The organism is Actinorhabdospora filicis, from assembly GCF_030269765.1.
Classification (GTDB): domain Bacteria; phylum Actinomycetota; class Actinomycetes; order Mycobacteriales; family Micromonosporaceae; genus Actinorhabdospora; species Actinorhabdospora filicis.
Genome location: NZ_BSTX01000001.1, coordinates 1,123,370 through 1,149,647 on the forward strand (window position 1 = coordinate 1,123,370; position 26,278 = coordinate 1,149,647).

23 protein-coding genes are annotated in these 26,278 nt (G+C 71.4%); 13 read left to right on the forward strand and 10 right to left on the reverse strand.

Annotation, left to right across the window (positions count from 1 at the left end; genetic code table 11):
* Positions 1–241 precede the first annotated feature (241 nt).
* A complete protein-coding gene (locus tag QSK10_RS05195) occupies positions 242–919 on the forward strand; it encodes a hypothetical protein (protein ID WP_285661427.1) in 678 nt (225 codons plus the stop codon).
* A 46-nt stretch (positions 920–965) separates the two neighbouring features.
* Here QSK10_RS05195 and secA read toward each other — a convergent pair whose 3' ends face one another.
* Positions 966–3,854, reverse strand: a complete 2,889-nt coding sequence (secA, locus tag QSK10_RS05200) for a preprotein translocase subunit SecA (RefSeq protein ID WP_285661428.1) — start codon at positions 3,852–3,854, stop codon at positions 966–968.
* Between the two features lie 265 nt (positions 3,855–4,119).
* Between secA and QSK10_RS05205 the strand changes: the two genes are divergently transcribed.
* From QSK10_RS05205 to hpf, 4 genes are all read left to right on the forward strand, one after another.
* A complete protein-coding gene (locus QSK10_RS05205) occupies positions 4,120–5,238 on the forward strand; it encodes a GNAT family N-acetyltransferase (RefSeq protein WP_285661429.1) in 1,119 nt (372 codons plus the stop codon).
* On the forward strand, positions 5,238–6,362 hold the full coding sequence (locus QSK10_RS05210; RefSeq protein WP_285661430.1) for a GNAT family N-acetyltransferase: 1,125 nt from the start codon (positions 5,238–5,240) through the stop codon (positions 6,360–6,362). The genes QSK10_RS05205 and QSK10_RS05210 overlap by 1 nt, the downstream gene beginning before the upstream one ends.
* Positions 6,363–7,770: 1,408 nt before the next feature.
* Entirely contained in the window at positions 7,771–8,532 is a 762-nt protein-coding gene (locus tag QSK10_RS05215) for a ComF family protein (protein ID WP_285661431.1), read from the forward strand.
* A gap of 248 nt (positions 8,533–8,780) precedes the next feature.
* Complete coding sequence (gene hpf / locus QSK10_RS05220; RefSeq protein ID WP_285661432.1) at positions 8,781–9,437, forward strand: ribosome hibernation-promoting factor, HPF/YfiA family; 657 nt, start codon at positions 8,781–8,783, stop codon at positions 9,435–9,437.
* A gap of 364 nt (positions 9,438–9,801) precedes the next feature.
* On the opposite strand, the gene QSK10_RS05225 is transcribed toward hpf, so the two are convergent.
* Genes QSK10_RS05225 through mtrA form a run of 3 tightly spaced genes read right to left on the reverse strand, consistent with a single transcriptional unit; the run spans position 9,802 to position 13,980 of the window.
* The gene (locus tag QSK10_RS05225; protein WP_285661433.1) at positions 9,802–11,556 is read right to left on the reverse strand and encodes an LpqB family beta-propeller domain-containing protein; all 1,755 of its coding nucleotides are present in this window, start codon (positions 11,554–11,556) and stop codon (positions 9,802–9,804) included.
* Positions 11,543–13,282: an MtrAB system histidine kinase MtrB gene (mtrB, locus tag QSK10_RS05230; protein ID WP_285661434.1), complete on the reverse strand. Its 1,740-nt coding sequence runs from the start codon at positions 13,280–13,282 to the stop codon at positions 11,543–11,545. The genes QSK10_RS05225 and mtrB overlap by 14 nt, the downstream gene beginning before the upstream one ends.
* A gap of 8 nt (positions 13,283–13,290) precedes the next feature.
* Positions 13,291–13,980, reverse strand: coding sequence for an MtrAB system response regulator MtrA (gene mtrA, locus QSK10_RS05235; RefSeq protein ID WP_285661435.1), 690 nt, complete (start codon positions 13,978–13,980; stop codon positions 13,291–13,293).
* Positions 13,981–14,395: 415 nt separating this feature from the next.
* Here mtrA and QSK10_RS05240 point away from each other — a divergent pair, with 415 nt between their 5' ends.
* From QSK10_RS05240 to QSK10_RS05260, 5 genes are all read left to right on the forward strand, one after another.
* Positions 14,396–15,277 carry a hypothetical protein gene (locus QSK10_RS05240; protein WP_285661436.1) on the forward strand — a complete coding sequence of 294 codons (882 nt, stop codon included), beginning with the start codon at positions 14,396–14,398 and terminating at the stop codon, positions 15,275–15,277.
* Positions 15,274–15,828 carry a DUF4129 domain-containing protein gene (locus tag QSK10_RS05245; protein ID WP_285661437.1) on the forward strand — a complete coding sequence of 185 codons (555 nt, stop codon included), beginning with the start codon at positions 15,274–15,276 and terminating at the stop codon, positions 15,826–15,828. Before QSK10_RS05240 ends, QSK10_RS05245 begins: the two co-directional genes overlap by 4 nt.
* Positions 15,825–17,120, forward strand: coding sequence for a DUF4350 domain-containing protein (locus QSK10_RS05250; protein ID WP_285661438.1), 1,296 nt, complete (start codon positions 15,825–15,827; stop codon positions 17,118–17,120). The genes QSK10_RS05245 and QSK10_RS05250 overlap by 4 nt, the downstream gene beginning before the upstream one ends.
* Positions 17,121–17,209: 89 nt before the next feature.
* Positions 17,210–18,139, forward strand: a complete 930-nt coding sequence (locus tag QSK10_RS05255) for an AAA family ATPase (RefSeq protein WP_285662924.1) — start codon at positions 17,210–17,212, stop codon at positions 18,137–18,139.
* Positions 18,136–19,473: a DUF58 domain-containing protein gene (locus tag QSK10_RS05260; protein WP_285661439.1), complete on the forward strand. Its 1,338-nt coding sequence runs from the start codon at positions 18,136–18,138 to the stop codon at positions 19,471–19,473. The genes QSK10_RS05255 and QSK10_RS05260 overlap by 4 nt, the downstream gene beginning before the upstream one ends.
* On the opposite strand, the gene QSK10_RS05265 is transcribed toward QSK10_RS05260, so the two are convergent.
* From QSK10_RS05265 to QSK10_RS05285, 5 genes are read right to left on the reverse strand one after another with little or no spacing between them, the layout of a single operon-like run.
* Complete coding sequence (locus QSK10_RS05265; protein ID WP_285662925.1) at positions 19,470–19,856, reverse strand: type II toxin-antitoxin system VapC family toxin; 387 nt, start codon at positions 19,854–19,856, stop codon at positions 19,470–19,472. The genes QSK10_RS05260 and QSK10_RS05265 overlap by 4 nt on opposite strands.
* Positions 19,857–19,861: 5 nt before the next feature.
* A complete protein-coding gene (locus QSK10_RS05270) occupies positions 19,862–20,146 on the reverse strand; it encodes a hypothetical protein (protein ID WP_285661440.1) in 285 nt (94 codons plus the stop codon).
* A gap of 49 nt (positions 20,147–20,195) precedes the next feature.
* Positions 20,196–21,011 (reverse strand): NAD(P)H-binding protein, encoded by an 816-nt coding sequence (locus QSK10_RS05275; protein ID WP_285661441.1) that lies wholly within the window; start codon positions 21,009–21,011, stop codon positions 20,196–20,198.
* Positions 21,012–21,027: 16 nt separating this feature from the next.
* The gene (locus QSK10_RS05280) at positions 21,028–21,618 is read right to left on the reverse strand and encodes a class I SAM-dependent methyltransferase (RefSeq protein WP_285661442.1); all 591 of its coding nucleotides are present in this window, start codon (positions 21,616–21,618) and stop codon (positions 21,028–21,030) included.
* A 10-nt stretch (positions 21,619–21,628) separates the two neighbouring features.
* Positions 21,629–22,498 carry an RDD family protein gene (locus QSK10_RS05285; protein ID WP_285661443.1) on the reverse strand — a complete coding sequence of 290 codons (870 nt, stop codon included), beginning with the start codon at positions 22,496–22,498 and terminating at the stop codon, positions 21,629–21,631.
* Positions 22,499–22,643: 145 nt separating this feature from the next.
* On the opposite strand from QSK10_RS05285, the gene QSK10_RS05290 reads away from it, so the two are divergent.
* Genes QSK10_RS05290 through QSK10_RS05300 form a run of 3 tightly spaced genes read left to right on the forward strand, consistent with a single transcriptional unit; the run spans position 22,644 to position 24,789 of the window.
* A complete protein-coding gene (locus QSK10_RS05290) occupies positions 22,644–23,615 on the forward strand; it encodes a stage II sporulation protein M (RefSeq protein WP_285661444.1) in 972 nt (323 codons plus the stop codon).
* Complete coding sequence (locus tag QSK10_RS05295) at positions 23,612–24,454, forward strand: MBL fold metallo-hydrolase (RefSeq protein WP_285661445.1); 843 nt, start codon at positions 23,612–23,614, stop codon at positions 24,452–24,454. The genes QSK10_RS05290 and QSK10_RS05295 overlap by 4 nt, the downstream gene beginning before the upstream one ends.
* On the forward strand, positions 24,454–24,789 hold the full coding sequence (locus QSK10_RS05300) for a hypothetical protein (RefSeq protein WP_285661446.1): 336 nt from the start codon (positions 24,454–24,456) through the stop codon (positions 24,787–24,789). Before QSK10_RS05295 ends, QSK10_RS05300 begins: the two co-directional genes overlap by 1 nt.
* On the opposite strand, the gene QSK10_RS05305 is transcribed toward QSK10_RS05300, so the two are convergent.
* Positions 24,786–26,234 (reverse strand): MFS transporter, encoded by a 1,449-nt coding sequence (locus QSK10_RS05305; protein WP_285661448.1) that lies wholly within the window; start codon positions 26,232–26,234, stop codon positions 24,786–24,788. The two genes, QSK10_RS05300 and QSK10_RS05305, sit on opposite strands and share 4 nt — an antisense overlap.
* Positions 26,235–26,278: the final 44 nt, after the last annotated feature.

Consider the following 26,278-nt stretch of genomic DNA (forward strand, 5'->3'; position numbering starts at 1 on the left):
CCCGGCGGTTTCGCGATCGGGCGGCTTCACGGCCCGGCGGTTCGTGACTCGGTGGTTCGTGACTCGGCCGTTCATGACTCGGCCGCTTCTGCACAGCGTGAGCCGGGCTCGGCCGTGCACCCCTCGTAGCCCTGGGGCCGCTCGACCGGCGGCCGCTTTTCCGCTCGCCCCACCTCTCCCCCACGCCTACCCTGGTCCTCCACCGCCGCTCCCGACCCCGATCCCCCACCGAAAGGCCCCCATGCGCCTCACCGGCCACCGCTGGCGCACCGTCGTCCACACCGCCCGAACCCCCCACCTCCCCGGTCACCCCCACCGCGTCATCCGCCCGGCCCGTCCCCCCGCGCACGCCTCACTCCGCGACGGCTACCTCGGGTGGCACATGTCCGTCGACAAGGCCGCGGCCCGGGATCTCGCGCTCGCCTGGTGGCTGGCCTCGCGATCCCCTCGCTCGCTCATCCACCTGCCGCTGCGGTCGAGCCCGGTCACCTGCGGCGAGGAGTACGGCGGGCGGCGGCTCGACCTGGTTCTGCTGCACCACGGGCTGGGGTTTCCGGTCTCGCGGTGGAAGGCGGTTCGGGCGCGGGCGGGGGTTGCGGCGGCTCGAACGATCACGCTGCCGGAGCGCGCTTTTCGGGCTCCCGAGCCCGGCGATCGGGAACTCACCGCCCGCCGGGAGTTCCGTGACCGGCTGGCGTGGGACGTCGCCGCCGACACACTCTTCGTCGTCGGCAGCCGCCTCGCCTTCGAGCTGGCGGGAGAGTCGCTGCGGGCACTGGCCGAGGACTGCCCGGCGCATCTGGCGGCCGATCCGGACGCGCACTGCTGCGCCGAGATCGGGCTGGGCCGCCCGCGGGGGATGGCGGGCCGCAACTCCTACGGCGAGCTGCACGTCCAGATCTGCAACCGGCACGCGTGAGGCCCCCGCCGAAGCGGGGGCCTCACACTACGAACGACCGTGCGCGTTACGCGCCGGGGGCGCCGTGGCAGCGCTTGTACTTCTTGCCCGAACCGCAGGGGCAGGGCCCGTTGCGGCTGGGGCCGCTGCCGGTGGCCTGGCCGGGGGCGGCCTGCTTGGCACCGGCGGCGGTGGCCGAGCCGGGGCCGCTGCGGCGGCGGGTGGGCGAGGAGGCGTCCTCGGACTCGACCTGGACGGCTCCGCTGCCCGCTTCGCCGTCGATGGTCGGCGAGGTGTACTGGAGGCGCTGGGGCTGCTTGTTCTCGCGCAGGCCCTTCACCTCGATGCGCGAGGGCGACGGCTTGCGCTTGGCGGCCTCGGCGATGTCACCGGCCTTGGTGCCGACCTGGGGACCGACGCCGACCTTGTCGGCGGGCGAGGCCTCCTCGTCGTCCTCGGACTCGCGGACCTGAACCTCCACGTTGAACAGGAAGCGGACCGTGTCCTCCTTGATGCCTTCGAGCATCTGGCTGAACAGCTCGAAGCCCTCGCGCTGGTACTCCACGACCGGGTCGCGCTGCGCGTAGGCGCGGAGGTTGATGCCCTCCTTGAGGTAGTCCATCTCGTAGAGGTGCTCGCGCCACTTCTGGTCGATGATGGTGAGCAGGACGCGACGCTCCAGGTAGCGCATGTCCTCCTCGCCGATCGTCTCCTCGCGCCTGGCGTAGGCGTCGTGGGCGTCCTTGAGGACCTCTTCGAGCAGGGACTCGGCGTCCAGCTTGTCGCGGGACCCCTCCTCCTCGTACTTCTCGTAGTCGAAGGTCGTGGGGTAGAGCAGCTTGAGGGCCTTGTGCAGCTCCTCCAGGTCCCAGTCCTCGGCGTAGCCGTTGGCGGTGGCGCCGGTGACGTAGGCGGTGACCACGTCGTCGATCATGTTCGTGACCTGGTCATTGACGTCCTCGCCGTCGAGGACCATGCGGCGCTCGTCGTAGATGACGGTGCGCTGCTGGTTCATGACCTCGTCGTACTTGAGGACGTTCTTGCGCATCTCGGCGTTCTGCTGCTCGATCTGCGACTGGGCGTTGCGGATGAGCCGGGTGACCATCTTCGACTCGATCGGCACGTCGTCGGGGATGTTCAGCCGGTTCATGACGGCCTGGACGGCGGCGGCGTTGATGCGCCGCATCAGGTCGTCCTCCAGCGAGAGGTAGAACCGGGACTCACCCGGGTCGCCCTGACGTCCGGCGCGGCCGCGCAGCTGGTTGTCGATACGGCGCGACTCGTGCCGCTCGGTGCCCAGGACGTACAGGCCACCGGCGTCGATGACCTCCTCGCCCTCGCGGTCGCACTCTTCCTTCCAGCGCTGGAGGGCCGACTCCCACTCGTCGGCGTACTTGTCCCCGTCGTCCTCGGTGATGCCGCGCTGGCGCAGCTCGGCGGCGGCGAGGAACTCGGGGTTGCCGCCGAGGAGGATGTCGGTGCCTCGACCGGCCATGTTGGTGGCGACGGTGACGGCGCTCTTGCGGCCGGCCTGCGCGACGATCTCGGCCTCGCGGGCGTGGTACTTGGCGTTCAGGACCGCGTGGGCGATGCCGCGCTTCTTCAGCAGCGTCGACAGCAGCTCGCTGTTCTCGACGCTGACGGTACCGACCAGGACCGGCTGGCCGAGCTCGTGGCGCTCGACGATGTCCTCGATGACGGCCTCGAACTTGGCGGCCTCGGTCTTGTAGATGACGTCGGAGCGGTCATCGCGGACCATCGACCGGTGCGTCGGGATCTCCACGACGCCGACCCGGTAGACCTTGTTGAACTCGCCGGCCTCGGTGGTGGCGGTACCGGTCATGCCGGACAGCTTGTCGTAGAGGCGGAAGTAGTTCTGCAGGGTGACCGTCGCGAGGGTCTGGTTCTCCTGCTTGATCTGCACGCCCTCTTTGGCCTCGATGGCCTGGTGCATGCCCTCGTTGTAGCGGCGCCCGGCCAGGATGCGGCCGGTGAACTCGTCGACGATGAGGACCTCGCCGTCGCGGACGATGTAGTCGCGGTCCTTCTTGAACAGTTCCTTCGCCTTGATGGCGTTGTTCAGGTAGCCGACGAGCGCGGTGTTGGTCGACTCGTAGAGGTTGTCCACGCCGAGGCGGTCCTCGACCTTGGCCACGCCCCGCTCGGTGATCGAGACGGTCCGCTTGCCCTCGTCGACCTCGTAGTCCTCGCCCTCGCCCTTCTTCAGCCGGTCGATGATCTTGGCGAACTCGGTGTACCAGCGCGAGGAGTGCTCGGCGGGGCCCGAGATGATCAACGGCGTGCGGGCCTCGTCGATGAGGATGGAGTCCACCTCGTCGACCACGGAGAAGAAGTGGCCGCGCTGGACCAGGTTCTCCTTGGTGGCGGCCATGTTGTCGCGCAGGTAGTCGAAGCCGAACTCGTTGTTCGTGCCGTAGGTGATGTCGCAGGCGTAGGCCTCGCGGTGCTTCGACGACGGCTCGTTGGGCAGGATCACGCCCACGGTCAGGCCCAGGAACTGGTGCACCTGGCCCATCCACTCGGCGTCGCGCTGGGCCAGGTAGTCGTTGACCGTGACCACGTGGACGCCCTTGCCGGCGAGCGCGTTCAAGTAGACGGGGAGGGTCGACACCAGCGTCTTGCCCTCACCGGTCTTCATCTCGGCGATGTTGCCGAAGTGCAGGGCGGCGCCACCCATGATCTGGACGTCGTAGTGACGCTTGTCCAAGACCCGCTTGGCGGCTTCGCGGACGACGGCGAAGGCCTCGGGCAGCAGGTCGTCGAGGGTCTCGCCCTCCTCAAGGCGCTCCTTGAACGCGTCGGTCTGCGCCCGCAGCTCCTCGTCGGTCATCTCGACGTAGTCGTCCTCGATCGAGTTGACGGCGTCGGCAATGGCTTTAAGGCGCTTGAGCATCCGGCCTTCGCCGGCTCGCAGCAGCTTCTCAAGAAATGACACGGGTTAGTTCACCGCTCCTCTGGGACGTCCTGCAGGGCAATCGTACGCGGGCTGAAACAAAGGTGGGAGGCGCGAGTACCCGGCGTCCCCGGGTCGGCTGTGAACAGCGACACACGCCCGCCGGAGGAGGTTTCGCGATCGCCGAAACGCGCATTCCGGTCACGTTGTTCCCGGCGTCACGGGGCGCCGGAAAACTCGGGCGGCGATCCCGGCGGGCCGGTCCTAGGATCCAGTGATCTCCCACGCATCGACCCAGGAGTGTCACATGGAACCGGTCACGCTCACCGCCGATGGACTCACGCTGCGCGCGCCGGAAGACGGCGACCTCGTCGACCTGGCGCGGGCCATGACCGACGCGGAGGTGATGCGCTGGACGCTCGTCCCGCTCGACTGGGAGAAGCGCTTCCCGGCGAACTTCGCCTCGGTGGCGCTGCGGCAGTGGCACGACGACGTCAACTACCGGTGGGTGATCACCGATGGCGAGCGCGTGCTGGGGATGGTGAACCTCACTCCGAAGAGGCACGGGGTCATGGAGATCGCCTTCTGGACCTCGGCGTGGGCGCGTGGCGGTGGCGTCGCCGAGCGCGCGGCGCGGGCGGTGATCACGTGGGCCTTCGACGTCGTGGGCTGCCCGCGGGTCGAGTGGGACGCGATCGTCGGGAATCACGCCTCTCGCCTCCTCGCGCTGAAACTCGGGTTCACCATGACCGGGCGGCAGCGGGCGAGCCTCGACCAGCGGGGTTCGCGCCGCGACACCTGGACGGGTGATCTGCTGTCCGGTGAGCTGCGCGCCACGCCGCCGCCCGGATATGACGTCGCGCGGGCCCGCGCGGTTGCGTTCTCCGGTGAGCAGCCGGAGCTGAGCACGTCGGTCCCGGGGCTGAGGCTGCGTCCGGCGCGGGAAGAGGACGTGGACGCGCTGGTGCGGATGTGCGGTGACACCGAGGCGCAGCAGTGGATCACCACGCCGGTGCCCTATGAGCGTTCGCACGCGGAGTGGTTCCTGGACTTCGGGCGCCGCTCGTGGCGGGACGGGGCGGGGCCGGTGTGGGTCCTGGCGGACGCCGAGAGCGCCTGCGGCACGATCGACCTGCGCCTGGACGCCGGTGACCGGCGGTCCGGGGACGTCGGTTTCCACACGGCGTTCTGGGCGCGCGGGCGCGGCTACATGACGGCGGCGCTGAACGCGGTGTGCGCCTACGGTTTCGACGTCCTGCTGATGGAGCGGATCGCCTGGAAGGCCTACGTGGGCAACGCGGGTTCCCGCCGGGTGGCGGAGAAGGCCGGTTTCACGTTCGAGGGCACGCTGCGGCAGGCGATCGCCCATCGCGGTGGCGAGATGCGCGACGCCTGGCTGGCGGCGCGATTGAAGGAGGACCAGTAGTGAGCGAGTTCCGTTTTCCCCAGGAGGAGCTGGTCACCGAGCGCCTGCGGTTGCGCGCGGTCGGCGTGGACGACGCCGAGGACGTCGCGGCGGCGTGCGGTGCGGCGTCCACGCGCGAGTTCCTGCCGTTCCTGCCCAACCCGTACACCGTCGCCGACGCCCTCGACTGGATCACCAACCAGGCGATGCGCGCCTACGACGAGGGCGGCGCGCAGTGGGCGCTCACCGACCGCGAGACCGGGCGGTTCCTCGGCGTCATCGGCCTGCCGATCGTGCACAAGGGCCGCGGTGCCGCCGAGATCGGCTACTGGACCGCGCCCTGGGAGCGCGGGCGCGGCCACATGAGCGAGGCGCTGATCGCGGTCACCGAGTGGCTGTTCAAGCAGCCCTTCCACCGCGCGACCCTCGCCATCGACCCCGCCAACATCGCCAGCCAGCGGGTGGCCCTCGCCGCCGGTTACCGCCGCGAGGGCGTCCAGCGCGGTGAGATCGTGCTGGCCGACGGGTCCTTCGGCGACTCGATCGTGTTCTCCCGGCTGTCCACCGACCCCGCCGGGCGCACACCCCGCGCCCTCCCCGACCTGCCCGGCGGTCACCTCACCGACGGCGTCGTCCTCGTCCGCCCCATCGACGAACGCGACATCGAAGCCACCTGGGCCGCCTGGAACACCCCCGACATCATGCGCGCCACCGTCTCCACCCGCGTCCCGACCCGCGACGAGGCCGCGAAGTACACCCGCGCCGCCTACGCCGAATGGCTGGCGGGCACCGCCGCCCGCATGGCGATCTGCGACGCCGGGAGCGGCGAACACGTCGGCTCGATCGGCGTGTACTTCAAGAGCGGCCCCGGCACCGCGATGCTCGGCATCCACCTGGACTCGGCCGCGCGCGGGAAGGGGTACGCGACCCGCGCGACGAAGCTGGTGACGGAGTGGGCGTTCACCGAGGCGAAGGCGGAACGCGTGGAGGCCGGGACGGCGACGTGGAACGCGGGCTCGCAGGCGATCATGGAGCGCCTGGGGTGGACGCGCGAGGGCGTGATGCGCGCGCTGATCCCCGCGGCGGACGGCGGGCGGGATGACGTGGTGATGTGGGCGGTGGTGCGGGAGGCGGCGGGCGGGTGAGGCGGGTGATGAGCGGCGGGGGCGGGTGAGGCGGGTTCGGGTGGCGCCGGGGATGACCGGTGGCGGCAGCTGAGGCGAGGGCTGGTCACCCCGGCGCTCACATCACCGGTCTGGGCGCGGCCCCACCGGCACCGCCTCGGCGGCGGCCGGGCCGCTGGACCGGGTCGCCGCGTAGGTGCAGACCTGCGGCCTCAACGGGGGCACGACCAGCACCGAGGTCCGGGTCGCCGCGCGGGCGAGTGAGCCGCTTTCACGTGCCGAGGTGGGCAATCGAGCCGCATTCACATGCCCGCGAAGTCCGTTATGAACGCGGTGGCGGCTGAGGCGGATTCGGGTGCCGCCGTAGATGACCGGTGGCGACAGTCGCGGCGGTTTCGGTCGGCCTCGGCGCTGGCCGGGGTGGCGGGCGCGCCATGGCCCGGCCGCGACGGGCGACCCCAGGGTAAGGCGATGCGACTGACGCCATGGCCAAGTGGGCCGCCCTCACGTGCCCGCGAGGTCCGTCGGAACGCGGCGGCCGCGCATCCCGGTGAGCACGCGACTCATCCGGGTGGGCACCTGAGGTTGGCTCTGTTGCCCGCCCCGGCGAATGAAACGCACTCACATGGCCACCACGTCGGAATGGCGATGCGTGGCCCACGCGCCGGGCGACAACCGGCGACCCGCTGGACCAGGGCCCGCCGACCCGGGCCCGCCGATCCATGGCTCCACCAACACGGGTCGGCGAGCGCCGCCGGGCATGGGTGTGGGGCGGGGCAGGGCGAGGTGAGGCGGGGTCGGCGTGCGCCTCGGGCAGAGCATGGCGGGGTAAGGCACGGACGGCGAGCACCGCGGCGGTGCCTGGCAGGGTCAGCGAGCGCCATCAGGCGGGGTCGGGCGCAGTGAAGCGCGGGCGGCGAGCGCCGCCGGGCACAGCGAGGCCAGTCGGGCATGGCGGGGCGGGGCACGGCGAGGCCTTGGCGGCGAGCGTCGCCGGACACACCGGGCTTGGGCGGGGCAGGCCGAGACCGCGCGGGGTTGAGCAGGGCGGCAGCGCGGGGCGACCGAGTGCTCCGGGCCGCGTTCGCCGAACCGGGCACGGCTGCACGCGCTTCACGCGCCCGGCTTCACCATCCCCCCGGTTATCCACATGCGGCACGTTATCCACAGGTTCTGCGATGGGCCGTTTGGTGGAGCACGCGTACGGCCCGGTTACGTTCGCCCCAGCGGGGCGGGCTCTGGGCCCCCACCAACAGCCCCCCACCAACAGAGCACGCACGCACACGGCGGGGCAGGGCAGGCGCACGAAACCCGCTCACCCGGCGCCGAGATGCCCGGGCGGCCAGAAGTTATCCACAACCCACGAGTAATCCACAGGCATCCCACTCGCCCACTTGCGCCCCACTTCATCCCCGCCCAAGATGTCCGCATGACCCCAACTTCGCCCCCGGCGGCGTCCCCCGAGCCACCCAAGCCCTCCGCCCTCACCCTCCTCCTGCTCGCCGAGTGCGCCTCCTGCCGGACCTCGCTCCCGCGGCTGCGCCCGGGACTGTGCCCGCCCTGCCTGCTCGCGCTCGCCGCCTTGGCCCCGGGCCGGGTCGGGTTGCGGCGGGCTCCGCCGGGGTTGCCGCCTCTCGCGGCCGGGGGTGTGTACGGCGGGGTGTTGCGGCGGGCGGTGCTGGCGTACAAGGAGGCCGATCGGCGTGATCTGCTCCCGCAGCTCGGTGAGCTGCTCGCGGGGGCGGTGATCGCGCATGGGGGTGCGAGCGCGCTGGTGCCGGTTCCGACCACGTTCGCCGGGCGCCGGCGGCGGGGGTGGGATCATCTGGCGCCGCTGGCGAAGGCGGCGGCGCGGCGGTTGGGGGTGCCGGTGCTGCGGGTGTTGCGGGCGCGGGGGCGGGCCGATTCGGCGGGGCTGGGGCGGGACGCGAGGTTGCGCGGGGCGGTGGACGCTTTCGCTCCCCGGTGGGGCGCGCGGAGGCGGCTGGCGGGGTTGCCGGAGACGGCGTCGCTCGTGCTGGTGGACGATGTGGCGACCACGGGGGCGACGCTCGCGGCGGCCTCGCGGGTGCTCGCCGGGCTCGGGAGGCGGCCGGTGGGGGCGGCGGTGGTGGCCGCGACGCCCCTATGGGACGAAATCCACCCGGAGCGGTTGCGCCGATCGGCTCTCCCGGCGTCCACCTGGTCGTAACCTGTGGTTACGCGACGCGGGCGATGAAGTGATTCACCCGGGCCGACCGGTGACATCCCGATGATCAGCGGCTAGGCTCCAAGCATCGCGAGAAGGTAACGCGACGGTATCGAGATGGTGGAGAGGAGGTGCTCTGCTGACTCACCGGCCGCCGAACCTTCGGTTCGGGCCGGTCCATCCAGAAGTCCCGGTTAACCCCTTGGTTAACCCATCGTCAGATCACGTGGTGATCGCGTGGGAGGTCAGGCGTGGAAATCGTTGTCAAAGGCCGTAACGTCGAGGTGCCCGAGCACTACCGCCAGCTCGTCGAAGAGAAGCTGGCGAAAGTCGAGAAGTACGACCACAAGGTGATCCGGGTCGAGGTGGAACTCCACCACGAACCCAACCGGCGTCAGTCCGAGCGCTGCCAGCGCGTCGAGCTGACCTATCTCACCAGGGGCCCCGTGATCCGGGCCGAGGCGTGCGCGCAGGACTTCTACGCCGCGCTGGACGTGGCCATCGGCAAACTGAACAACCGACTCCGCAAATCCGCCGACCGGCGCCGCATCCACCGCGGCCGCCGCACACCGGTCTCCGTGGCCGCCGCCACCGCCTCGCTTCCCGTGGCCGTGGGCGTGGGCTCGGCGTCCCCGAACGGCTCAGGAGCGACCGCACCGTCCCCCGCGTTCGGTGAGGACCTCGAATCCTTCGATCCCTATGCCGACACCGTGGACGAAGAACTGCCCGGGCAGATCGTCCGCGAGAAGGACCACAAGGCCGACGCGATGACCGTCGATGACGCGCTCTTCCAGATGGAGCTCGTGGGCCACGACTTCTACCTGTTCCAGGACAAGGAGTCCGGCAAGGCGAGCGTCGTCTACCGGCGCAAGGGCTACGCGTACGGCCTCATCAGGCTCGACAGCTAGGGACACCGCAGACCGGGCGCGACCACACCCGCCCGGCCCCCGGCGGTGACCCGACGGCGAGTCTCGGCCCTGGCGGAATCAGGGCCGATGCGGCCGGCAGACCCGATACACCGACGACGCGACCTCGTGCAGGCGCCGTCGTCGAAGCGGCCGACGAGACGCGACCGGCGAACGGACGCGGCATCGGCGAGAACGGCCGCGCGCGACAACTCATCGAGGCACACCCGGAACGCGGAGAGCGTGAGGCCAGGTCACCGACCGGCCCGTGACGCTCGGAGCGAACCGACGACCGGCGGTCCCCGCGGAGGCGGGGACCGCCGCTTGCGTGGGGGTACGGGTTAAGCGAACGGGGGACGGCGGGCGCCTACTGGAGGAAGAGGCCCCGGCCCTTCAGCGAGGACGCCGTGTCGGCCGGCTCCGGGCGGTACTGGGTCAGCGAGGCGCCCGAGCTCGACTGGTAGACGGTGTCCCCCACCGTCACGTACAGATCCCCGACGGTCCCCGGCCCGTTCCACGGGTCGGCGCACTTCACCGCCAGCTCATCGAGCTCGCTCGCCGAACCGAGGTCCTCGACGCTCTTCACGAAGACGTTGTCCAGGGAGTACTCAACAAGGTGCTGCTTATCCGAGCTGACACCGGTGATGGCGACGCGATCCTGCCGGCTCCACCCGACGTCGCGCACCTGGGTCATGTCGGGGCCGAGGTCGTGCGCCGCGCCCACGGTGACGGTGCCGTCGCCGTTTTCCTGGATCGCGGCCCAGTGGGCGCGGCCCCCGGAGGTGTAGGCGAGGCGGGCGCCGTCGGGCGACATGGCGATGCGGCCGACGGTGGCGTTCATGACGGGCCCGGACGAGGCTTTCGTGGTGTCCTTGTCCCCGAGGGCCGCCGCGTAGACCTTTCCGGCCACCGGGATCAGCACGATGCTGTCACTGAGCCACGTGGGACGTCCGACCTCACCGGGCGGCAGGTCGGTGATCTTGATCGAGGTCGGGTCGGGGTTCTTCGGGACCTGCCCCTCCCCCAGCGGTTTGACGACCCGGACCCCCTCCGGGCTCACCAGGATGGTCTTGCCCGCGGCGATGTTCGGAACGGCGTAACGCAGCCCCTGATAGGTGGCCGCGGGCACGCCGGGGACGGGCGGCTGCACGGTGCCTTCGGTGATCACCCGGGGCCGCAGGTCGCGGGGGACGAGACTGCTTGCCAGGTTGGTCGCACGGGAGTCGACCAGCGAACCGGTGACCCGCGAGATGGAGTCGACCTGAAGGTCGAACCCGCCGATCAGCTCCGTCCTGACCGAGCGAAGCGTCCAGGCGAGCTGGGGGCGGATCAGGGTGGTGTCGATGTTCGCCGCGCCGCTGTCCAGGTCGACCACGACCGTGCCGTCGGCCCTCATGTCCGCCGAGTTGAGGTTCGTGTTGGGCGGCACGGCGGTGTAGACGAAGGGCTTCATCGCCTGGGACGGCCCGGCCACCAGCCACAACAGCAGGTCGGCGGTCTTCTGCTCGGGTGGTGCGTTGTTGAACAGGTACCTGGTGTCGGCCACCACGTTGTGGTGATCGGGCTTGTTCAGGAAGTAGATCGGCGCCGGCGCATAGCTCTCGCGGAAGTGGGCCACGGTCAGCAGAATCTGCGTCGGAGCCTCGGAGAACAGCCACAGATCGGTCTTCGGGTCCTGCGTCAGGAGATAGGTCAGGTCGATATCGGTGTTGCCGGTCTCCGGGGGCAGGATCTGCCCGTCGAGGGTGTAGGTCGCGATGATCTTCCCGGTCACCCGGACCTTGCCGATGTTCACCGGCTCGATGTTCACGTCGTCGATCAGCGGTAGGCCCTCGATTTCGCCCCAGCGCTGTTCCTTCTTGTTGTCGGCCATGAACCGCTCCAGGCGGTTCTGGCGTTTGGCCGGGTCGCCCGCCGCCGCCTTGAGGAAGTTGGCCACCGACTCGTCGGCGCGCGTGGAGGGGACCTGTTCGCCCCCGCCGGTGTACCCGCTCGCCGGGTCGAACTTCTGCAGCCCGAGCGGCACCACCGGCCCGTCCTCGGGGATCCCGCAGGCCGTGGTCGTCATCAGCAGCCCGAGCGCCACCCCGGCGGCGAGCAGCGCGTTCCTACGTCTGTCCACTGGGCACACCTCCGGCGTCGGAGATCTCGGATGGGCTCTCGGCAGTGGTCTCGGTAGCGGTCTCGGCCGGGTCTCCCGGGAGGGTCAGCGGCAGCGGCGACGACAGCAGCCTGTCCCCCGCGCGCATCGGCAGGGTCAGCCTGAAGACCGATCCGCGCCCGGGCTCGCCGGCCGCCTCCAGCCAGCCGCCGTGCAGTTTGGCGTCCTCGATGCTGATGGACAGCCCCAGGCCGGTGCCGCCGGTCTGGCGGGCGCGGGAGGGGTCGGCGCGCCAGAAGCGGTTGAAGACGAGCTTCTCCTCGCCGGGTTTGAGCCCGACGCCGCGGTCGCGGACGCTCACCGCGACCGCCGAGTGGGAGGCGGCCAGTTCGATGTCGACGGGGAGGCACTCGGCGTGCTCGACGGCGTTGCCGATGAGGTTGCGCAGGACGCGCTGGACGCGGCGGGGGTCGACCTCGGCGATCGTGGGCGAGTCGGGGATGGTCAGGCGCATCTCGACGCCGCAGCGCTCGGCGAGCGAGTCGAAGGACGCCGCCACCGAGCGCACGATGGGGTTGAGGTCGACGGCCTCGGCGTCGAGCTGGGCGAAACCGGCGTCGAAGCGGCTGATCTCCAGCAGCTCGCCGAGCAGGTCCTCGAAGCGGTTCAGCTCGTCCTGGAGCAGCTCGGCGCTGCGGGCGGCGGCGGGCGGGAAGTCCTCGCGGCTGGAGTGCAGCAGGTCGGCGGCCATGCGGACGGTGGTGAGCGGGGTGCGCAGTTCGTGCGACACGTCGGAGGTGAAGCGGCGCTGGAGGCGCGACATCTCCTCCAGGCGCACGATCTGCTGCTGGAGGTTCTCCGCCATCAGGTTGAACGAGCCCGCCAGGCGGGCCAGGTCGTCGGCGCCGCGGACGGTCATGCGCTCGTGGAGCAGCCCGGCCGACAGGCGCTGGGCGGTGCGGGCCGCGGCGCGCACCGGTGTGACGACCATGCGCGTCACCAGCCAGGCGAGGGCGGCCAGCAGCAGGACGAGGGCGAGCCCGGCGACGAGGAGGGCGCTGCCGACGATGCCGCTGACGGCCTGCTCGCCGTCGAGGGGGAAGAAGTAGTAGAGGCCGAAGCTGGGGTTGGCGGTGTCCTGCCCGACGGTGACGGGCGCGCCGAGGACCACGTAGGACTCGGGGGCCTTCTCGTCGAAGGACAGCAGGGTGATCTTGCGGCCGTCGCCGCCGGCGGCGACGCGTTCGCGCAGGTCCTCGGGGACGAGGGTGTCCACCGGCGCGACGGGGTAGCCGTAACCGTCGGTCGCGCGCTGGGGGCTCTGCTTCCGGAGCCGCTCCTGGGTGGCGGGCAGCGGCAGCAGCATGACCTTCAGGTCACCGCCGCCGCCCTTGGCGACGAGGTCCTTGACGAGCTTGGTGGCGGTGGGGCCGAAGTCGTAGTCGGTGGGGCCGGTCAGCCCGCGCAGGCCGGTGACGGCGTCGTTGCGGCCCTGCTCCATCGCCGACTGCGTCGCGTCGTACTTCTGCTCCAGCAGCTCGTCGTTGATGCTGCTGGCGACGAGGATCCCGAACGCGCCCACCAGCACCGTCGAGGCGACCATGGTGATGGCCACGACCCGGAACTGGAGCGAACCCCGCCACGTCCTCAGTACGGGACGCGCCAGGCGCACCACCAGCCGGTAGGCACGGCGCAGGAGCGCCTTGACCTTCGGCCGGCGCCAAGGAGGGGTGAACGCGAGGGGCATCGAAGGGGTTAGCCGATACCGGCCTTGTAGCCGACACCGCGCACGGTCTGGATGAGCTGCGGGTTCTCCGGGTCCGGCTCGATCTTGGCGCGCAGGCGCTGGACGTGCACGTTCACCAGACGCGTGTCGGCGGCGTGCCGGTAGCCCCACACCTGCTCCAGCAGGACCTCGCGGGTGAACACCTGCCGCGGCTTGCGCGCCAGGGCGACCAGCAGGTCGAACTCCAGGGGCGTCAGCTTGACCTCGGCGTTGTTCAGGGTGACGGTGTGCGCGGGCACGTCCACGACCACGCGCAGGCCCGGCGTGCCGATGGTGAGCCGCTCGGGCATGTCGTCCTGGCCGCCGCGCAGCCGGGCGCGCATGCGGGCGACGAGCTCCTTGGGCTTGAACGGCTTGACCACGTAGTCGTCGGCGCCGGACTCCAGGCCCAGGACGACGTCGACGGTGTCGCTCTTGGCCGTCAGCATCACGATCGGGACCCCCGACTCGGCGCGGATGGCCTTGCACACGTCGATGCCGCTCATGCCGGGCAGCATCAGGTCGAGGAGCACGATGTCCGGGCCGTTCTCCCGGAACGCCGAAAGGGCGCGCTCGCCGTCCGACACGAACGACGGAGTGAAGCCCTCGGTGCGCAGCACGATGCCGAGCATCTCCGCGAGGGCGGGATCGTCGTCAACAACAAGTACGCGTGCTCTCATGGGCTCCATAGTTTCATCCGGTCGGTGGAATCTTGTAACGGTGCCAGTGCCCTGTACACACAGTGAGGACACAAATCTAGCCAGGTTCTGACATTTTCCACGACGTGACCTCGGTTACGAGCCGTTCGGGCAGGGGTGGGACCCGGGTGGAGGATGCGCTGGTGGGGACGTGGCGTGGGGCGGGTGGGGTTCGGGGGACGGCGCCGGAGTGACGGGTGTCGCCGGCGCGCCGGGCGTGACGGGACGCCGAATGACGGGCGCGGCCCGCGTCCCAGCCCCGCTCCCCCTCGCCGCGAGCGCGGTCATGGCACGATGGCTGACACCACCCGCTCGAACCGCTCGTGCCGGGTCGGCGCACTGCCCGTGCCCGCTAGATTCCGCCCCGCACACCGCCCGCCCGTCGAGAGGGGAACAGGTGACCGGCTCCCAGGTGCTGCCACTGCGTCCCATGACGGTCGGCGAGCTGCTCGACGCGGCGGCCTCACTCCTGCGGGCGTGGTGGAAGCCGATGCTGGCCGAGGCGTTCTTCCTGGCGCTCATCGAGCAGATCGGCATGACCGCGCTGCGGATGACCTCCATTCCCACCGGCACCGACTCCTTCCTGTACCTGACGATGCAGTCGTCGTCGTTCAGCTGGCTGTGGATGTGGATCGGCCTGAGCACCGAGACGGTGATCATCACCCTCTTGGGCGCCTCGGCGGCGCGGGCGGCGAGATCGACGCTGCTGGGCGAGCCGACCGGCACGTGGCGGGCGCTGTGGCGCTCGCCGGTGCCGTGGGGGCGGGTCCTGGGGTTCATCGCGATCGTGGCGCCCATCGCGTCCATCGCGGCGGCGATGTGCGGGCTGCCGTGGCTGGTGGTGTACGCGTTCACCGGGCTGATCGTGCCGGTGATGGTGCTGGAGAACACCCGCTTCGGCGAGGCCGTCGGGCGCGGCCTGAAGCTGGCCGGGCGCGGCGGGATGCGCGCGGCGGGCGTCCGGATGCTCGGGTACCTGTCGTGGGCGCTGGTGCGCCTGTCGATCTTCTGCGCCGCCTTCTCCGCCGCCGACCGGATCGCGGAGTTCGCGCCGCTGCTGCGGGACAACTTCTGGATCATGCTCGGGGTCATCTACCTGGCGGTGAACACCATGGGTTACGCGATGATGGCCTGCCTGGACGCCGTCACGCTCATCGAGACGCGCATCCGCTACGAGGGCCTCGACATCGCGCTGAACGCCGCCCGCCGGGCCGGTGTGCCGCCGGACCTGTCGCCGCCGCGCATCGTGTACGGCCCGATCGGGGGGCCGCACGGGTGACCGGCTGGACCTGGGAGCTGTCGCAGTTCATCGCCGACCTCGCCGACTGGTACCCGCTCGGTGAGCTGGGCCTGGTCCTGACGCTGCTGCTGCTGGCGACGCTGGTCGCGCTGGGTTCGCAGGGACGCCGCCTGCTGCCGACCCGCTCGCCGGTGCGGGACGAGGTCGTCTTCGAGACGACCGCCGACTTCGACGACACCGACGAGGTCCCCGACCTGCCCTCGGACGGGTTGCGTCAGCGCGCGCGGGCGTACATGGCGGCCGGTGAGCACAAGCTGGCCGTCCGCGAGTGGCTGCGCGCCTCCGTCCGCGACCTGATCGACCGCGAGTACGTCGACCACCGGCCCGGCTGGACGGTGACCGAGCTGGCGCGCGCGGCCACGGGCTCGCTGCCGGTGGTCGCCGACTGGATGGACGAGGCCGCGCTGGTCTTCTCCGACATCTGGTACGGGCGCGTGGCGGCCACCGCCGGTCACGCCGGTCGCATGGAGGAGCTGGACGGGATGATCGCCGCCGCGGCCGACGGCCGCCTCGCCGGGAGCGGCGCATGAGCGCCGAGACCGTGGAGACGCCGGTGGAGGCCACCGAGGAGGCGGCACCTCAGAAGATCGCCCGCCGTAAGCGCCCGCGCCGCTTCGTGCGCTGGCGGCTGTGGACGCCGTTCGCGGTCGTCGCCGTGCTCCTGGTCCTCGCGGTCATCGCGGTGCAGTCGTCCACGCCCGACCCCGCCGACACCGACTACGCCTCCCCCACCGCCACCGGCGAGTTCGGGGCGAGCGCGCTGGCCGAGCGGCTGCACGCGCGGGGCGTCCAGGTCGACGTGGCCAAGACCGTCGACCAGCTGGGCGCGCTGACGCAGGCCGGGCCGGTGACGGTGTTCGTCCCGGCGGAGGAGATGCTGCGGCCGGACCAGGAGGACGTCCTGGCGGGCCTCCCGCCGGGCAGCCGCGTGGTCATGCTGCGTCCCCCGAGCGGGCGGCTGACGTACCTGCAGAACCTGATCGTGGACGAGTCGCGCTCGGCGGCCGGTACCGCCGATCCCGGGTGCGGGATCCCCGAGGCGCAGGCCGCGGGGGTCGCCGAGGTCCGCCGCGACGTGTACCGGCCCTACAAGCCCGACCAGGGCGAGGCGGCGATCTACTGCTACGGCCGGTCGATGGTCGTGCAGCGCGAGGGTGACGTGGAGACGGTCGTGGTGGGCGCGGCCGATCCGTTCCTGAACGGGCGCATCGACCACGCGGGCAACTCGGCGCTGGCCGTGGGGCTGCTGTCGCAGAAGCCGCGCATGGTGTGGCTGGACATGCACCGCCGGGAGCCGCACCCGCCCATGCCGGAGTTCTCCGGTGAGACCCACGAGCAGACCTACGACCCGCCGCCCGCCGCCGACTGGTCGAACCCCCTGTACTCGGCGCTGCCGCCGTCGTTCTGGGCGGTGCTGGTGGGCGTCCTGGTGACGCTGCTGGCCCTGGCCTTCGCGCGCGGCCGCCGTATCGGGCCACCGGCGGTGGAACCGCTGGCGGTGCGCGTCCCGGCCGCCGAGACCGTCTACGGGCGCGCCCGCCTCTACCGGCGCGCCGGTGCGCGCGACACCGCCTTCCAGGCCCTGCGGGACGGCGCCATCGGCCGGATGCTGCCCGCGGTCGGCCTGACCTCGAAAGCCGAACCCGCCCGCGTCGTCGCCACCATCGCGGCGAAGATCGGCGCGCCACCCGACGACGTCCACGGCGTGCTCTACGGGGCTCCGCCGCAGACCGATCAGGACCTGCTCAACGCGATCTACTCGCTGGACACGCTCGAAGCCGCCGTCCACGGCGGCCGCCGCACCGAAAGGCACACCAAGTGAGCGACAATCCCATCGCAGCGACCTCCGGGGCGACCTGGTCCACGACGACGCACGGCGCAGATTCGGATTCAGCGCGCGCCCGCGCCGCGCTGGGACGCTTCCGCGAGGAGGTCGGGAAGGTCATCGTCGGGCAGCAGTCCACGGTGAGCGGCCTGGTCATCGGGCTGCTGTGCCGGGGCCACATCCTGCTCGAAGGCGTGCCCGGCGTGGCCAAGACCCTCATCGTGCGGACCATGGCCGCCGCGCTGGCCCTGGACACCAAGCGGCTCCAGTTCACCCCCGACCTCATGCCGGGCGACGTGACGGGCTCGCTGATCTACGACACGTCCTCCTCGAACTTCGAGTTCCGGCCCGGGCCGGTGTTCACCAACCTCCTGCTCGCCGACGAGATCAACCGGACGCCCCCGAAGACGCAGGCGGCGCTGCTGGAGGTCATGGAAGAGCGGCAGGTCACCGTCGAGGGCCTGCCCCGCAAGCTGCCCGAGCCGTTCCTGGTGGCCGCCACCCAGAACCCCGTCGAGTACGAGGGCACCTACCCGCTGCCCGAGGCGCAGCTGGACCGGTTCCTGCTCAAGCTCACCGTCGACCCGCCCTCGCGGGACGAAGAGGTGAACGTCCTGCGCAAGCACCACGCCGGTTTCGACCCGCGCGACCTGGCCGCCGCCGGGGTCCAGGCCGTCGCCTCCGCCGAGGACATCGCCGCCGCGCAGCGCGCGGTGGCCGCCACGCAGGTCACCGACCCCGTCCTCGGCTACATCGTGGACGTGTGCCAGGCGACCCGGCGGTCCCCGTCGCTGTCCCTGGGCGCCTCGCCGCGCGCGGCGACGGCCCTGCTGAACGCGTCCAAGGCCTGGGCGTGGCTCGCCGGGCGCGAATACGTCACCCCCGACGACGTCAAGGCCCTCGCCCGGCCCTGCCTGCGGCACCGCATCCAGGTCCGCCCCGAGGCCGAACTGGAGGGCGTGGGCGCCGACGACGTGCTGAACTCGCTGCTGGCCACCGTCCCCACGCCGCGATGATCACCTGGCGCCCGGTCGCCGTCCTCGGCGCCCTGCTGCTGACCCTGCCGCTGTGGCCGGAGCCGTTCCTCGGGCTGCTCGCCTACATCGTGCTCGTCGGTGTCGCGTGCGTCGCCGACGCGCTCATCGCCACCCCCCTCAACCGGGTGACGATGTGGCGCAGCGGCGACCGGCTCGTCCGGCTCACCGGGACCGCCACCGTCACCCTGCACCTCCGCAACGACGGGACCGGCACCCTCTACGGCGCCGTCCACGACACCTGGGTGCCCTCGGCGGGCGCGGCCCTCGGCGCGCAGAACATCGTCCTGCCGCCCGGCAAGATCCGCGACCTGCCGATGCCGCTCACCCCGACCCGGCGCGGCGACCGCGCGGCGGTGCGGGTCACCCTGCGCTCGCACGGGCCGATGCGCCTCGCCTACCGGCAGGCCACCCGCACGCAGGCCGAGCGCGTGAGCCCGCCGTGGACGCTGCGGGTCCTGCCGCGCTTCGACTCCCGCCGGCACCTGGCCGAGAAGTTCTCGCGCCTGCGCGTCCTGGAGGGCGCCGTGGCGGCACGCGGACGCGGGCGCGGCAGCGAGTTCGACTCGCTGCGCGAATACGTCATCGGCGACGACATCCGCTCCATCGACTGGCGCGCCTCGGCCCGCCGCGAGTCGGTGATCGTGAAGACCTGGCGGCCCGAACGCGACCGGCGCGTCCTGTGCGTCCTGGACACCGGGCGCACCTCGGCCGTCCTCGTCGGCACCGGCGAGCACGCCGAACCCCGCCTGGACGCCACCATCGACGCCGCCCTGCTGCTGTCGGCCGTCGCGGCCCGCGCGGGCGACCGCGTGGACGCCCTCGCCGTCGACACCGACGTCCGCGCGGTCGTGGAGGGCGGCGCCCGGCGCGGGCTGCTGCCGAAACTGATCCGCGCCCTCGCCCCACTCGAACCCGCGCTCGTGGAAACCGACTTCGGGCTCGTGGTCGCCGAGGTCCTGCGCCGCGAGCAGAAACGCGCCCTCGTGGTCATCTTCACGTCCCTGGAACCCGGCGCGATCGCCGAAAGCCTCCTGCCCGCGCTCCCCCAGCTGGCCTCACGCCACAAGGTCATCGTCGCCGCCGTCAGCGACCCCGTGGTGTCGAACCTGCGCACCATGCGCGGCTACGGCGACGGCGACCCCATGGACGTCGCCTACCAGGCCGCCGCGGCCGAGAAGGCACTCGTCGAACGCCGCAGGGTCGCCGCGTCACTCGTGCGGTACGGGGTGGACGTGGTGGACGCGCCGTCGGACGTGTTCGCCAGCAAGGTCACCGACGCGTACCTGGCGCTCAAGGCGAGCGGGCGGCTTTAGGCGTTCAGGCCGGGCGACGCGACGGGGATGCCCTGCTCGGTGGCGACTTCGAGCATGCGCTTGTCGTAGCTGACGAGGAACGTGAGGTCCTCACCAAGACTCAACGCGCTGGCGACGTGAATGGCGTCCGGCGTCTTCAGGCCGCCGATCAAGAGCGCGGCACTGTCACGGATCTCATCGGAGACGACAAGCTCACCGTAGGCCTGCACCAATTCACTCAGCAGCATTGGAAAAGCACCGAGCCTGTCCGCCACACGCACGGTCTCAACGAAACCGATTGAGCTCATGACGAGCGGTGAATCGTCCTGACTCGCGAGGAATCGCACCAACTCGGTGGCGTAGTCGCTGCCGGTGAGCAGGGTGACCACCGCAGAAGTGTCCATGTAGATCACCGGCCGTCTCCCTCCCGCTCCTGAAGGAGCATCTCCAGCAGCGAGACACCTTCCGGTACCTCAATGCGCGGGAAACGCGCGAGATCTCGGGTGGTCAGGGGTGCGAGACGCAGTTTCCCATCGGCGGTCAAGGCCGCGTACCGGCTCGCGCTGCTGGTGGTGGGCCGGACCATCGCCACCACCTCGCCGCGTCTCGTCACGGCGAAGCTCTCGCCCGCTTCCACCCGGCGCAACATCCCGTACGGGTCGTCGATGAACTGCTGCTCGGATACCTCACGCATCCAGACACCTCCCGCCATTTCGCCTGGAACAGTCAGGATACGACCCGGCTCAGGCCCCCACGACCTGCTCCAGCGACCTCGCCTCCCGCCCGGTCAGCCTCCGCACGCTGTCGCTGACCACGTCCATCTCCCCCGTGGCGATCGCCGCGTAGGACGTCACCCAGCCCTCCACCTCCCATGCCGGTGCGCCGTACCCGGCGCGGGAGGCGCGGGCCTCGTCCAGGGTCTCCGGGACGTAGCGCGCGCCCAGCAGGGCGGCGGTCTCGGCCATCGTCCAGGCGCGGGGGCCGGTGAGGTCGTAGGTGCGGCCTTCGTGGCCGTCGTGGTTGAGGACGGCGGCGGCGCAGGCGGCCACGTCGGCGCGGGCCACCCAGGCGACCGCGCCGTCACCGGCGGGGCCTTTGATGGCGCCGTCGTCCCAGACCATGCCGGGCACGAAGTCGGCGTAGAGGCTGGAGCGCAGGAACGTGAAGGCGGCGCCGGAGGCGCGGATGTGGGCCTCGGTGTGGAAGTGGTCGCGGGCGAAGGTGAAGGTGGCGTCGGGTGCCGCCGACAAAAACGACAGGTACACGATGCGGCGGACGCCCGCGGCGACGGCGGCGTCGACGGCGCAGCGGTGCTGGTCGAGGCGGTCGGCCGATTCCTTCGCCGAGACCAGGAACAGCGTGTTGGCGCCGTCGAGGGCGTCGCGGACGGCCGAGTAGTCGCCGTAGGAGGCGACCACGCGCACGTCGGCGCCGGGCAGGTCGGGCGCGCGGGCGGGGTCGCGGACCAGGATGGTCAGCGCGTCCCCGGCGGCGGCGAGTTCGGCGGCCACGGCCCCGCCGACGGCCCCGGTCACCCCGGTGAGCGCCAGTCCGGTCATGCCCTCTTCCTACCAGTCAGGCGGGGCGGTGGGCGATGAACCCGAAGACGTGCCAGTGCTTGGGGCCGGAGAAGGCCCGGCCGTCCTCGTCGGTGACGTGCCAGTGCTCCAGGACGAGCCCGTCGAGCAGCGCGCGGGCCTCGTCCTCGGTGACGGCGGTGATGCCGTCATCGCCGCTCCAGGTGTCGCGGTCGCCGAGGAAGTGGGCGGCGATGCGGCCGCCGGGGGCGACAGCGGCGCGAACGCGCTTCCACATGTCCGGGAACCGCTCGGGGGCGGTGAAGAAGAGGCTGAACCCGGCGAAGACGTAGTCGGCCTCGCCGATCTCGGCGTCGGCGAGGTCGGACTGGACGACCGTCAGCCGGTCGTCGCGGCCGGCCGCGCGGCGGCGGAGGGTCTCCACGGCGGCGGGACTGGAGTCGACGGCGGTGACGGTCCAGCCCCGGTCGAGCAGGTCGAGGGACTCGTTGCCCGCGCCGAAGCCGAGGTCCACGGCCCGCCCGGGCGCGGCGAAGCGCGCCACCGCGTCCAGGTGGATGGGGCGGGGTGCCTGGTCGGTGGTCGCGGAGATGAAGGGCGTCCAGTCGGGGGTGCCGCCGAAGGTCATGCCGGGCCTTTCAGGAGACGGGACGTGGGCCGTACAGGGTGTCCCACACCTGCGCGGTGACCGCGCGGGACGCCGCCAGGCGCGCGGCGTTGCGGCGGTGCCGCTCGGCCAGGACCGCGCTCATGAACGCCCACCCGGGCGTACCGGCGGGCGGCTGCGGGGTCACCTTCGCGGCCAGCTCGGCGGCCAGGCGCTGGCCGAGGGCGGTGCGGGCGGGTTCGCCGATGATGGTGTTGCGGGACAGGAAGTGCCGCACGTCGAGGGCGAGCTCGTCGTCCAGGTTCGACATGTCGAGCAGGGTCGCCCAGGTGGCCAGCGGCGGGGGCATCAGCGGCGCCCATCCCCACACCGCGGGTGAGCGCTCGTGGATGATGACGGTCCCGGCGGCCAGGTCGCCCAGGCGCTTCCCGGCGGGGTTGACCAGCATCGTCCACAGCCCGACGAGCCAGGTGACGCCGGGCAGGAGCAGCCCGGGGAACTCCAGGGCCACGCCGACGAGGGCGCGCACGAAGGCATGCCGGAAGCGGATGGGGCCGCCGTCGTCGCGGACGACGCGCAGCCCGGTGGCGAGTTTGCCCAGGGAGCGGCCCTTGCTCATGGTCTCCACGGTGGCGGGCACGACGAGGAACATGATCACCAGGTCGATCAGGACCACCGCGCTGAAGAGGGCCCCGTCGACGATGGCGCCGACGTCCATCATGAGCTTGAGGAAGTAGAGGCTCAGCGGCAGCAGCACCATGAACCCGGTGGCGATGACGACCAGGTCGAGCGAGAAGGCGAGCATGCGGGACCCGAGCCGGGCGACGCGCACGTCGAGTTCGACCGCCTCGCCGCTGACGAAGCGGCCGGGGAGGATGTCGGATCCGGTGTCAAGAGCCACGGCCCTAGTGTGCCGCATAGGCACCAGGTAGGGGGCGTGCCGCATAGGCACCAGGTAGGGAGCCTGCCTCATCATGACCAACCCCGCCGCGCCCCACATCGACGCGGGTGAGCGCCCGATTGCCGTCTGCCGGTACCTTCGCATCGTGGACCTGGATGCCTACGTCGCCGAGCACAATGCCGAATGGCTGCGGCTCGATCAGCTGTGCCGGTCGGGGCGGCTGTCGGCCGACCAGTCCGATGAGCTGCTGATGCTCTACCAGCGCGCGGCGACGCACCTGGCCGTGGTGCGCTCGCGGATGCCCGATCCGCTGCTGGTGGCGCGGCTGTCGCAGCTGGTGCTGCGCGCGCGGTCGACGGTGACGGGGACGGCGCGGACCTCGCCGCGCCAGATCGTCCGCTTCTTCACCCACACGTTCCCGGCGGCGGTGTACCAGGCGTGGCCGTGGTGCGTGGGCGTGCTGGTGGTGTTCGTGGCGGCGACGGGGATCATCATCACCTACATCGCCGGGCACCCGGAGGCGCAGCTCCAGCTGATGTCCCAGGGCCAGATCGAGTCGCTGGTGAACCGCGACTTCAAGGCCTACTACTCGGAGTACGCCGCGCAGAACTTCTTCCTGAAGGTCTGGATCAACAACGCGTTCCTGTCAGCGCTGGCGCTGATCGGCGGCGTCCTGATCGTGCCGACCCTGTACGCGCTGTACACGAACCTGATGAACATCGGCGTGACCGGCGGCGTCATGGTCGGCAACGGCGGCGGGGACACGTTCTTCCTGTACATCCTCCCGCACGGCCTGCTGGAGCTGACCAGCATCTTCGTGGCGGCCGGGGTGGGGCTGCGGATCGGCTGGTCCTGGATCGCCCCCGCGCCGGGGCTGACGCGGGGCCAGTCGCTGGCGCGCGCGGCCCGCACGGGCGCGATGGTGGCGATGGGGCTGGTGGCGACGTTGTTCGTGTCGGGGCTCGTGGAGGGCTTCGTGACGCCGTACCTGCCCTCGGCGCTGGCGATCCCGATCGGCGCGGCCGTGTGGCTCGGGTTCATCGCCTACGTGGTGGTGCGCGGACGCCGCGCCATCGCCGCGGGCGAGACCGGCGACCTGGGCTCGGACGTCGTATGAGCCACACCGAGCTCGTCCTGCTGGGCACCGCGGGCGGCCCGACGCCGAAGGCGAGCCGCGCGGCGCCCGCGCAGGCCGTCCTGGTCGGCGGCGCGGCCTACGTCATCGACTGCGGCAACGGGGTCGGACGGCAGCTGCGGCTGGCGGGGGTGCCGCTGGACGCGCTGCGGGCGGTGGCGATCACCCACCACCACTCCGACCACAACGCCGACCTGGGGACGCTGCTGCACCTGGCGTGGTGCGCGAACCTGGCGTCGCCGGTCGACGTGTACGGGCCGCCGCCGCTGGAGCGGATGGTCACCGACTTCCTGTCCTACGCCCACACCGACGTGCGGACCCGGATGGCCGACGAGGGCCGCCCACCGCTGGCGCCGCTGATCCGGCCGCGCGAGCTGGACGCGCCCGGGCTCGTCCACGAGGACGACCTGGTGCGCATCAGCGCCGTCCGCGTCGAGCATCCCCCGATGGACGCGTGGGCCTACCGGATCGACACCTGGGACCGCTCGATCGTGATCTCCGGCGACACCGCGCCCAGCCGGGCGCTGATCGAGCTGGCGCGCGGCGCCGACGTCCTCGTCCACGAGGTCATGCGCACCGAGAGCATCGGCGTGCTGCTGTCGGCGACCAACGGCTCGCGGCTGCGCGAGCACCTGGTCGCCTCGCACACCGAAGTCGGCGACGTGGGGCGCGTGGCCGCCGAGGCGGGCGTCGGAACGCTGGTGCTGTCGCATTTCGTGCCCGGCGACGCCGGTATCCCCAACGAGGTGTGGCGGGCCGAGGCGGCGAAGGACTTCCCGGCCGAGCGCATCGTCGTCGGCGCCGACCTCATGCGCGTCTGATGGACCTCGCGCAGCTGTACTTCACCGCGCCCGAGCTCACCTTCGGGCTGCTCATGGACGGCCCGCGCGCGTACCTGCCGGACGCCGACGTGCTCACCGCGCCGGTCACGCCGTGGGAGCTGCCGGGCGTGGTCGCCGGACTCAGTGGGCTGCCGGCCGCGCGGCTGGCGCGCGGCGCCTCGTCCACGCCCGCCCGCGACGGGCTGCCGCTGATCGAGGGCTTCGGGCCCGCCCTGCGCGACGCCCTCGCCGGGCTGGACGGCCCGGGCGGGCTGCCCGCGCTGGCCCGGCGCGCGTCCGGGGCCGGGTGGGACCTGTACTGCTGGATCGGCTAACGCTCGCCGCCCGTGACCATCGACAGCGGCGTGGCGACGTCTTCGAGGGACTTCCCCTCGGCCGAGACGCCGATGGTCAGCGCGGTGATGCCGCCCAGCGACATCAGCCCGGCGCCCAGCAGGTAGCCGATGAACAGCGGTGTGCGGTCGGTGCCCTCGCCGATGAGGACCCCGAACAGCCACGGCGCGACCACGCCGCCGAAGAACTGCGCGATGGCGAAGAAGAACGCGATCGCCTGGCTGCGCAGCTCCAGCGGGAAGATCTCGCTCACCGTCAGGTAGCCCGAGGAGGCCGCCGCCGAGGCGATGAAGAAGACCACGCACCACAGGATCGTCTGGGTGACCGCGGTCAGCGCGTCGATCCAGAACAGGTAGCCGGAGAAGGCCAGGATCACCGCCGACACCAGGTAGGTGCTCCCGATCATCGCCTTGCGGCCGATGGTGTCGAAGAACCGTCCCAGCACCAGCGGCCCGCACAGGTTCCCCAGCGCGAACGGGATGAAGAACCACGGGACGGAGGAGTCGGGGATGCCGTAGAAGTCGGCCAGCACCAGGCCGTAGGTGAAGAAGATCGCGTTGTACAGGAAGGACTGCGTCACCATCAGCACGAACCCGAGGGTGGAGCGCTTCAGGTACTTGCGCAGCATCACCGCGGCGATCTCGCGGTAGGTCACCGGCGGGTAGTGCCGCACCTCCACCGCCGCCGAGTCGGGGATCGTCTCGATCGTCCCGCCCTTGCTCCGCACGTAGTCCTCGATGCCGGAGATGGTCTTCTCCGCCTCCTCGGCGCGGCCGTGCGTCATCAGCCAGCGCGGGCTCTCCGGGATGTGCTTGCGCAGCTGCCACACCGAGGCGCCGATCAGCGGCCCGATGAACATGCACAGGCGCCAGCCGACGTTCTCGCCGAAGATGTTCGGGTTGAGCAGGAACGCGCTGAGCACCGCGCCGAGGGCCGCGCCCGCCCAGTACGTCCCGCTGATCGCCAGCGACACCCGGCCCCGGTAGCGGGCCGGCATCAGCTCGTCGATCGCGGAGTGGATCGCGGCGTACTCGCCGCCGATGCCCATGCCCGCGACGAAACGGAAGATCGCGAACATCCAGAAATTGAGCGAGAGCCCCGCCAGTCCATTGAAGACCAGGTACAGCGTCAGGGTCAGGATGAACATCTTGCGGCGGCCGTGCCGGTCGGCGAGCCGCCCGAACAGCAGCGCGCCGACCACCTGCCCGAACAGGTACACCGAAGCCGAGGCCCCGACCTCGGCGGAGGTCAGGGCGAGCGTCTCGGCGTTGGTGAGGACCTTGGCGATCGAGGCCGCCATCTGGATCTCCAGGCCGTCCAGGATCCAGGCCGTCCCGAGGGCGATGATGACCAGCCAGTGGAACTTCGACCACGGCAGGCGGTCGAGTCTGGTCGGGACGGTGCTGCGCACGCTTTCGACGGCCATGACGGTCCTCCCTCACCCGGACGGCGGGACGACCTGACGTTACC

Excerpts from the sequence above, each read along its gene's own strand:
- QSK10_RS05195 (WP_285661427.1), top strand. The coding sequence starts at position 242 with ATGCGCCTCACCGGCCACCGCTGGCGCACCGTCGTCCACACCGCCCGA.
- QSK10_RS05205 (WP_285661429.1), top strand. The coding sequence starts at position 4,120 with ATGGAACCGGTCACGCTCACCGCCGATGGACTCACGCTGCGCGCGCCG.
- QSK10_RS05215 (WP_285661431.1), top strand. The coding sequence starts at position 7,771 with ATGACCCCAACTTCGCCCCCGGCGGCGTCCCCCGAGCCACCCAAGCCC.
- mtrB (WP_285661434.1), bottom strand. The coding sequence starts at position 13,282 with ATGCCCCTCGCGTTCACCCCTCCTTGGCGCCGGCCGAAGGTCAAGGCG.
- mtrA (WP_285661435.1), bottom strand. The coding sequence starts at position 13,980 with ATGAGAGCACGCGTACTTGTTGTTGACGACGATCCCGCCCTCGCGGAG.
- QSK10_RS05250 (WP_285661438.1), top strand. The coding sequence starts at position 15,825 with ATGAGCGCCGAGACCGTGGAGACGCCGGTGGAGGCCACCGAGGAGGCG.
- QSK10_RS05260 (WP_285661439.1), top strand. The coding sequence starts at position 18,136 with ATGATCACCTGGCGCCCGGTCGCCGTCCTCGGCGCCCTGCTGCTGACC.
- QSK10_RS05265 (WP_285662925.1), bottom strand. The coding sequence starts at position 19,856 with ATGGACACTTCTGCGGTGGTCACCCTGCTCACCGGCAGCGACTACGCC.
- QSK10_RS05270 (WP_285661440.1), bottom strand. The coding sequence starts at position 20,146 with ATGCGTGAGGTATCCGAGCAGCAGTTCATCGACGACCCGTACGGGATG.
- QSK10_RS05275 (WP_285661441.1), bottom strand. The coding sequence starts at position 21,011 with ATGACCGGACTGGCGCTCACCGGGGTGACCGGGGCCGTCGGCGGGGCC.
- QSK10_RS05280 (WP_285661442.1), bottom strand. The coding sequence starts at position 21,618 with ATGACCTTCGGCGGCACCCCCGACTGGACGCCCTTCATCTCCGCGACC.
- QSK10_RS05295 (WP_285661445.1), top strand. The coding sequence starts at position 23,612 with ATGAGCCACACCGAGCTCGTCCTGCTGGGCACCGCGGGCGGCCCGACG.
- QSK10_RS05300 (WP_285661446.1), top strand. The coding sequence starts at position 24,454 with ATGGACCTCGCGCAGCTGTACTTCACCGCGCCCGAGCTCACCTTCGGG.
- QSK10_RS05305 (WP_285661448.1), bottom strand. The coding sequence starts at position 26,234 with ATGGCCGTCGAAAGCGTGCGCAGCACCGTCCCGACCAGACTCGACCGC.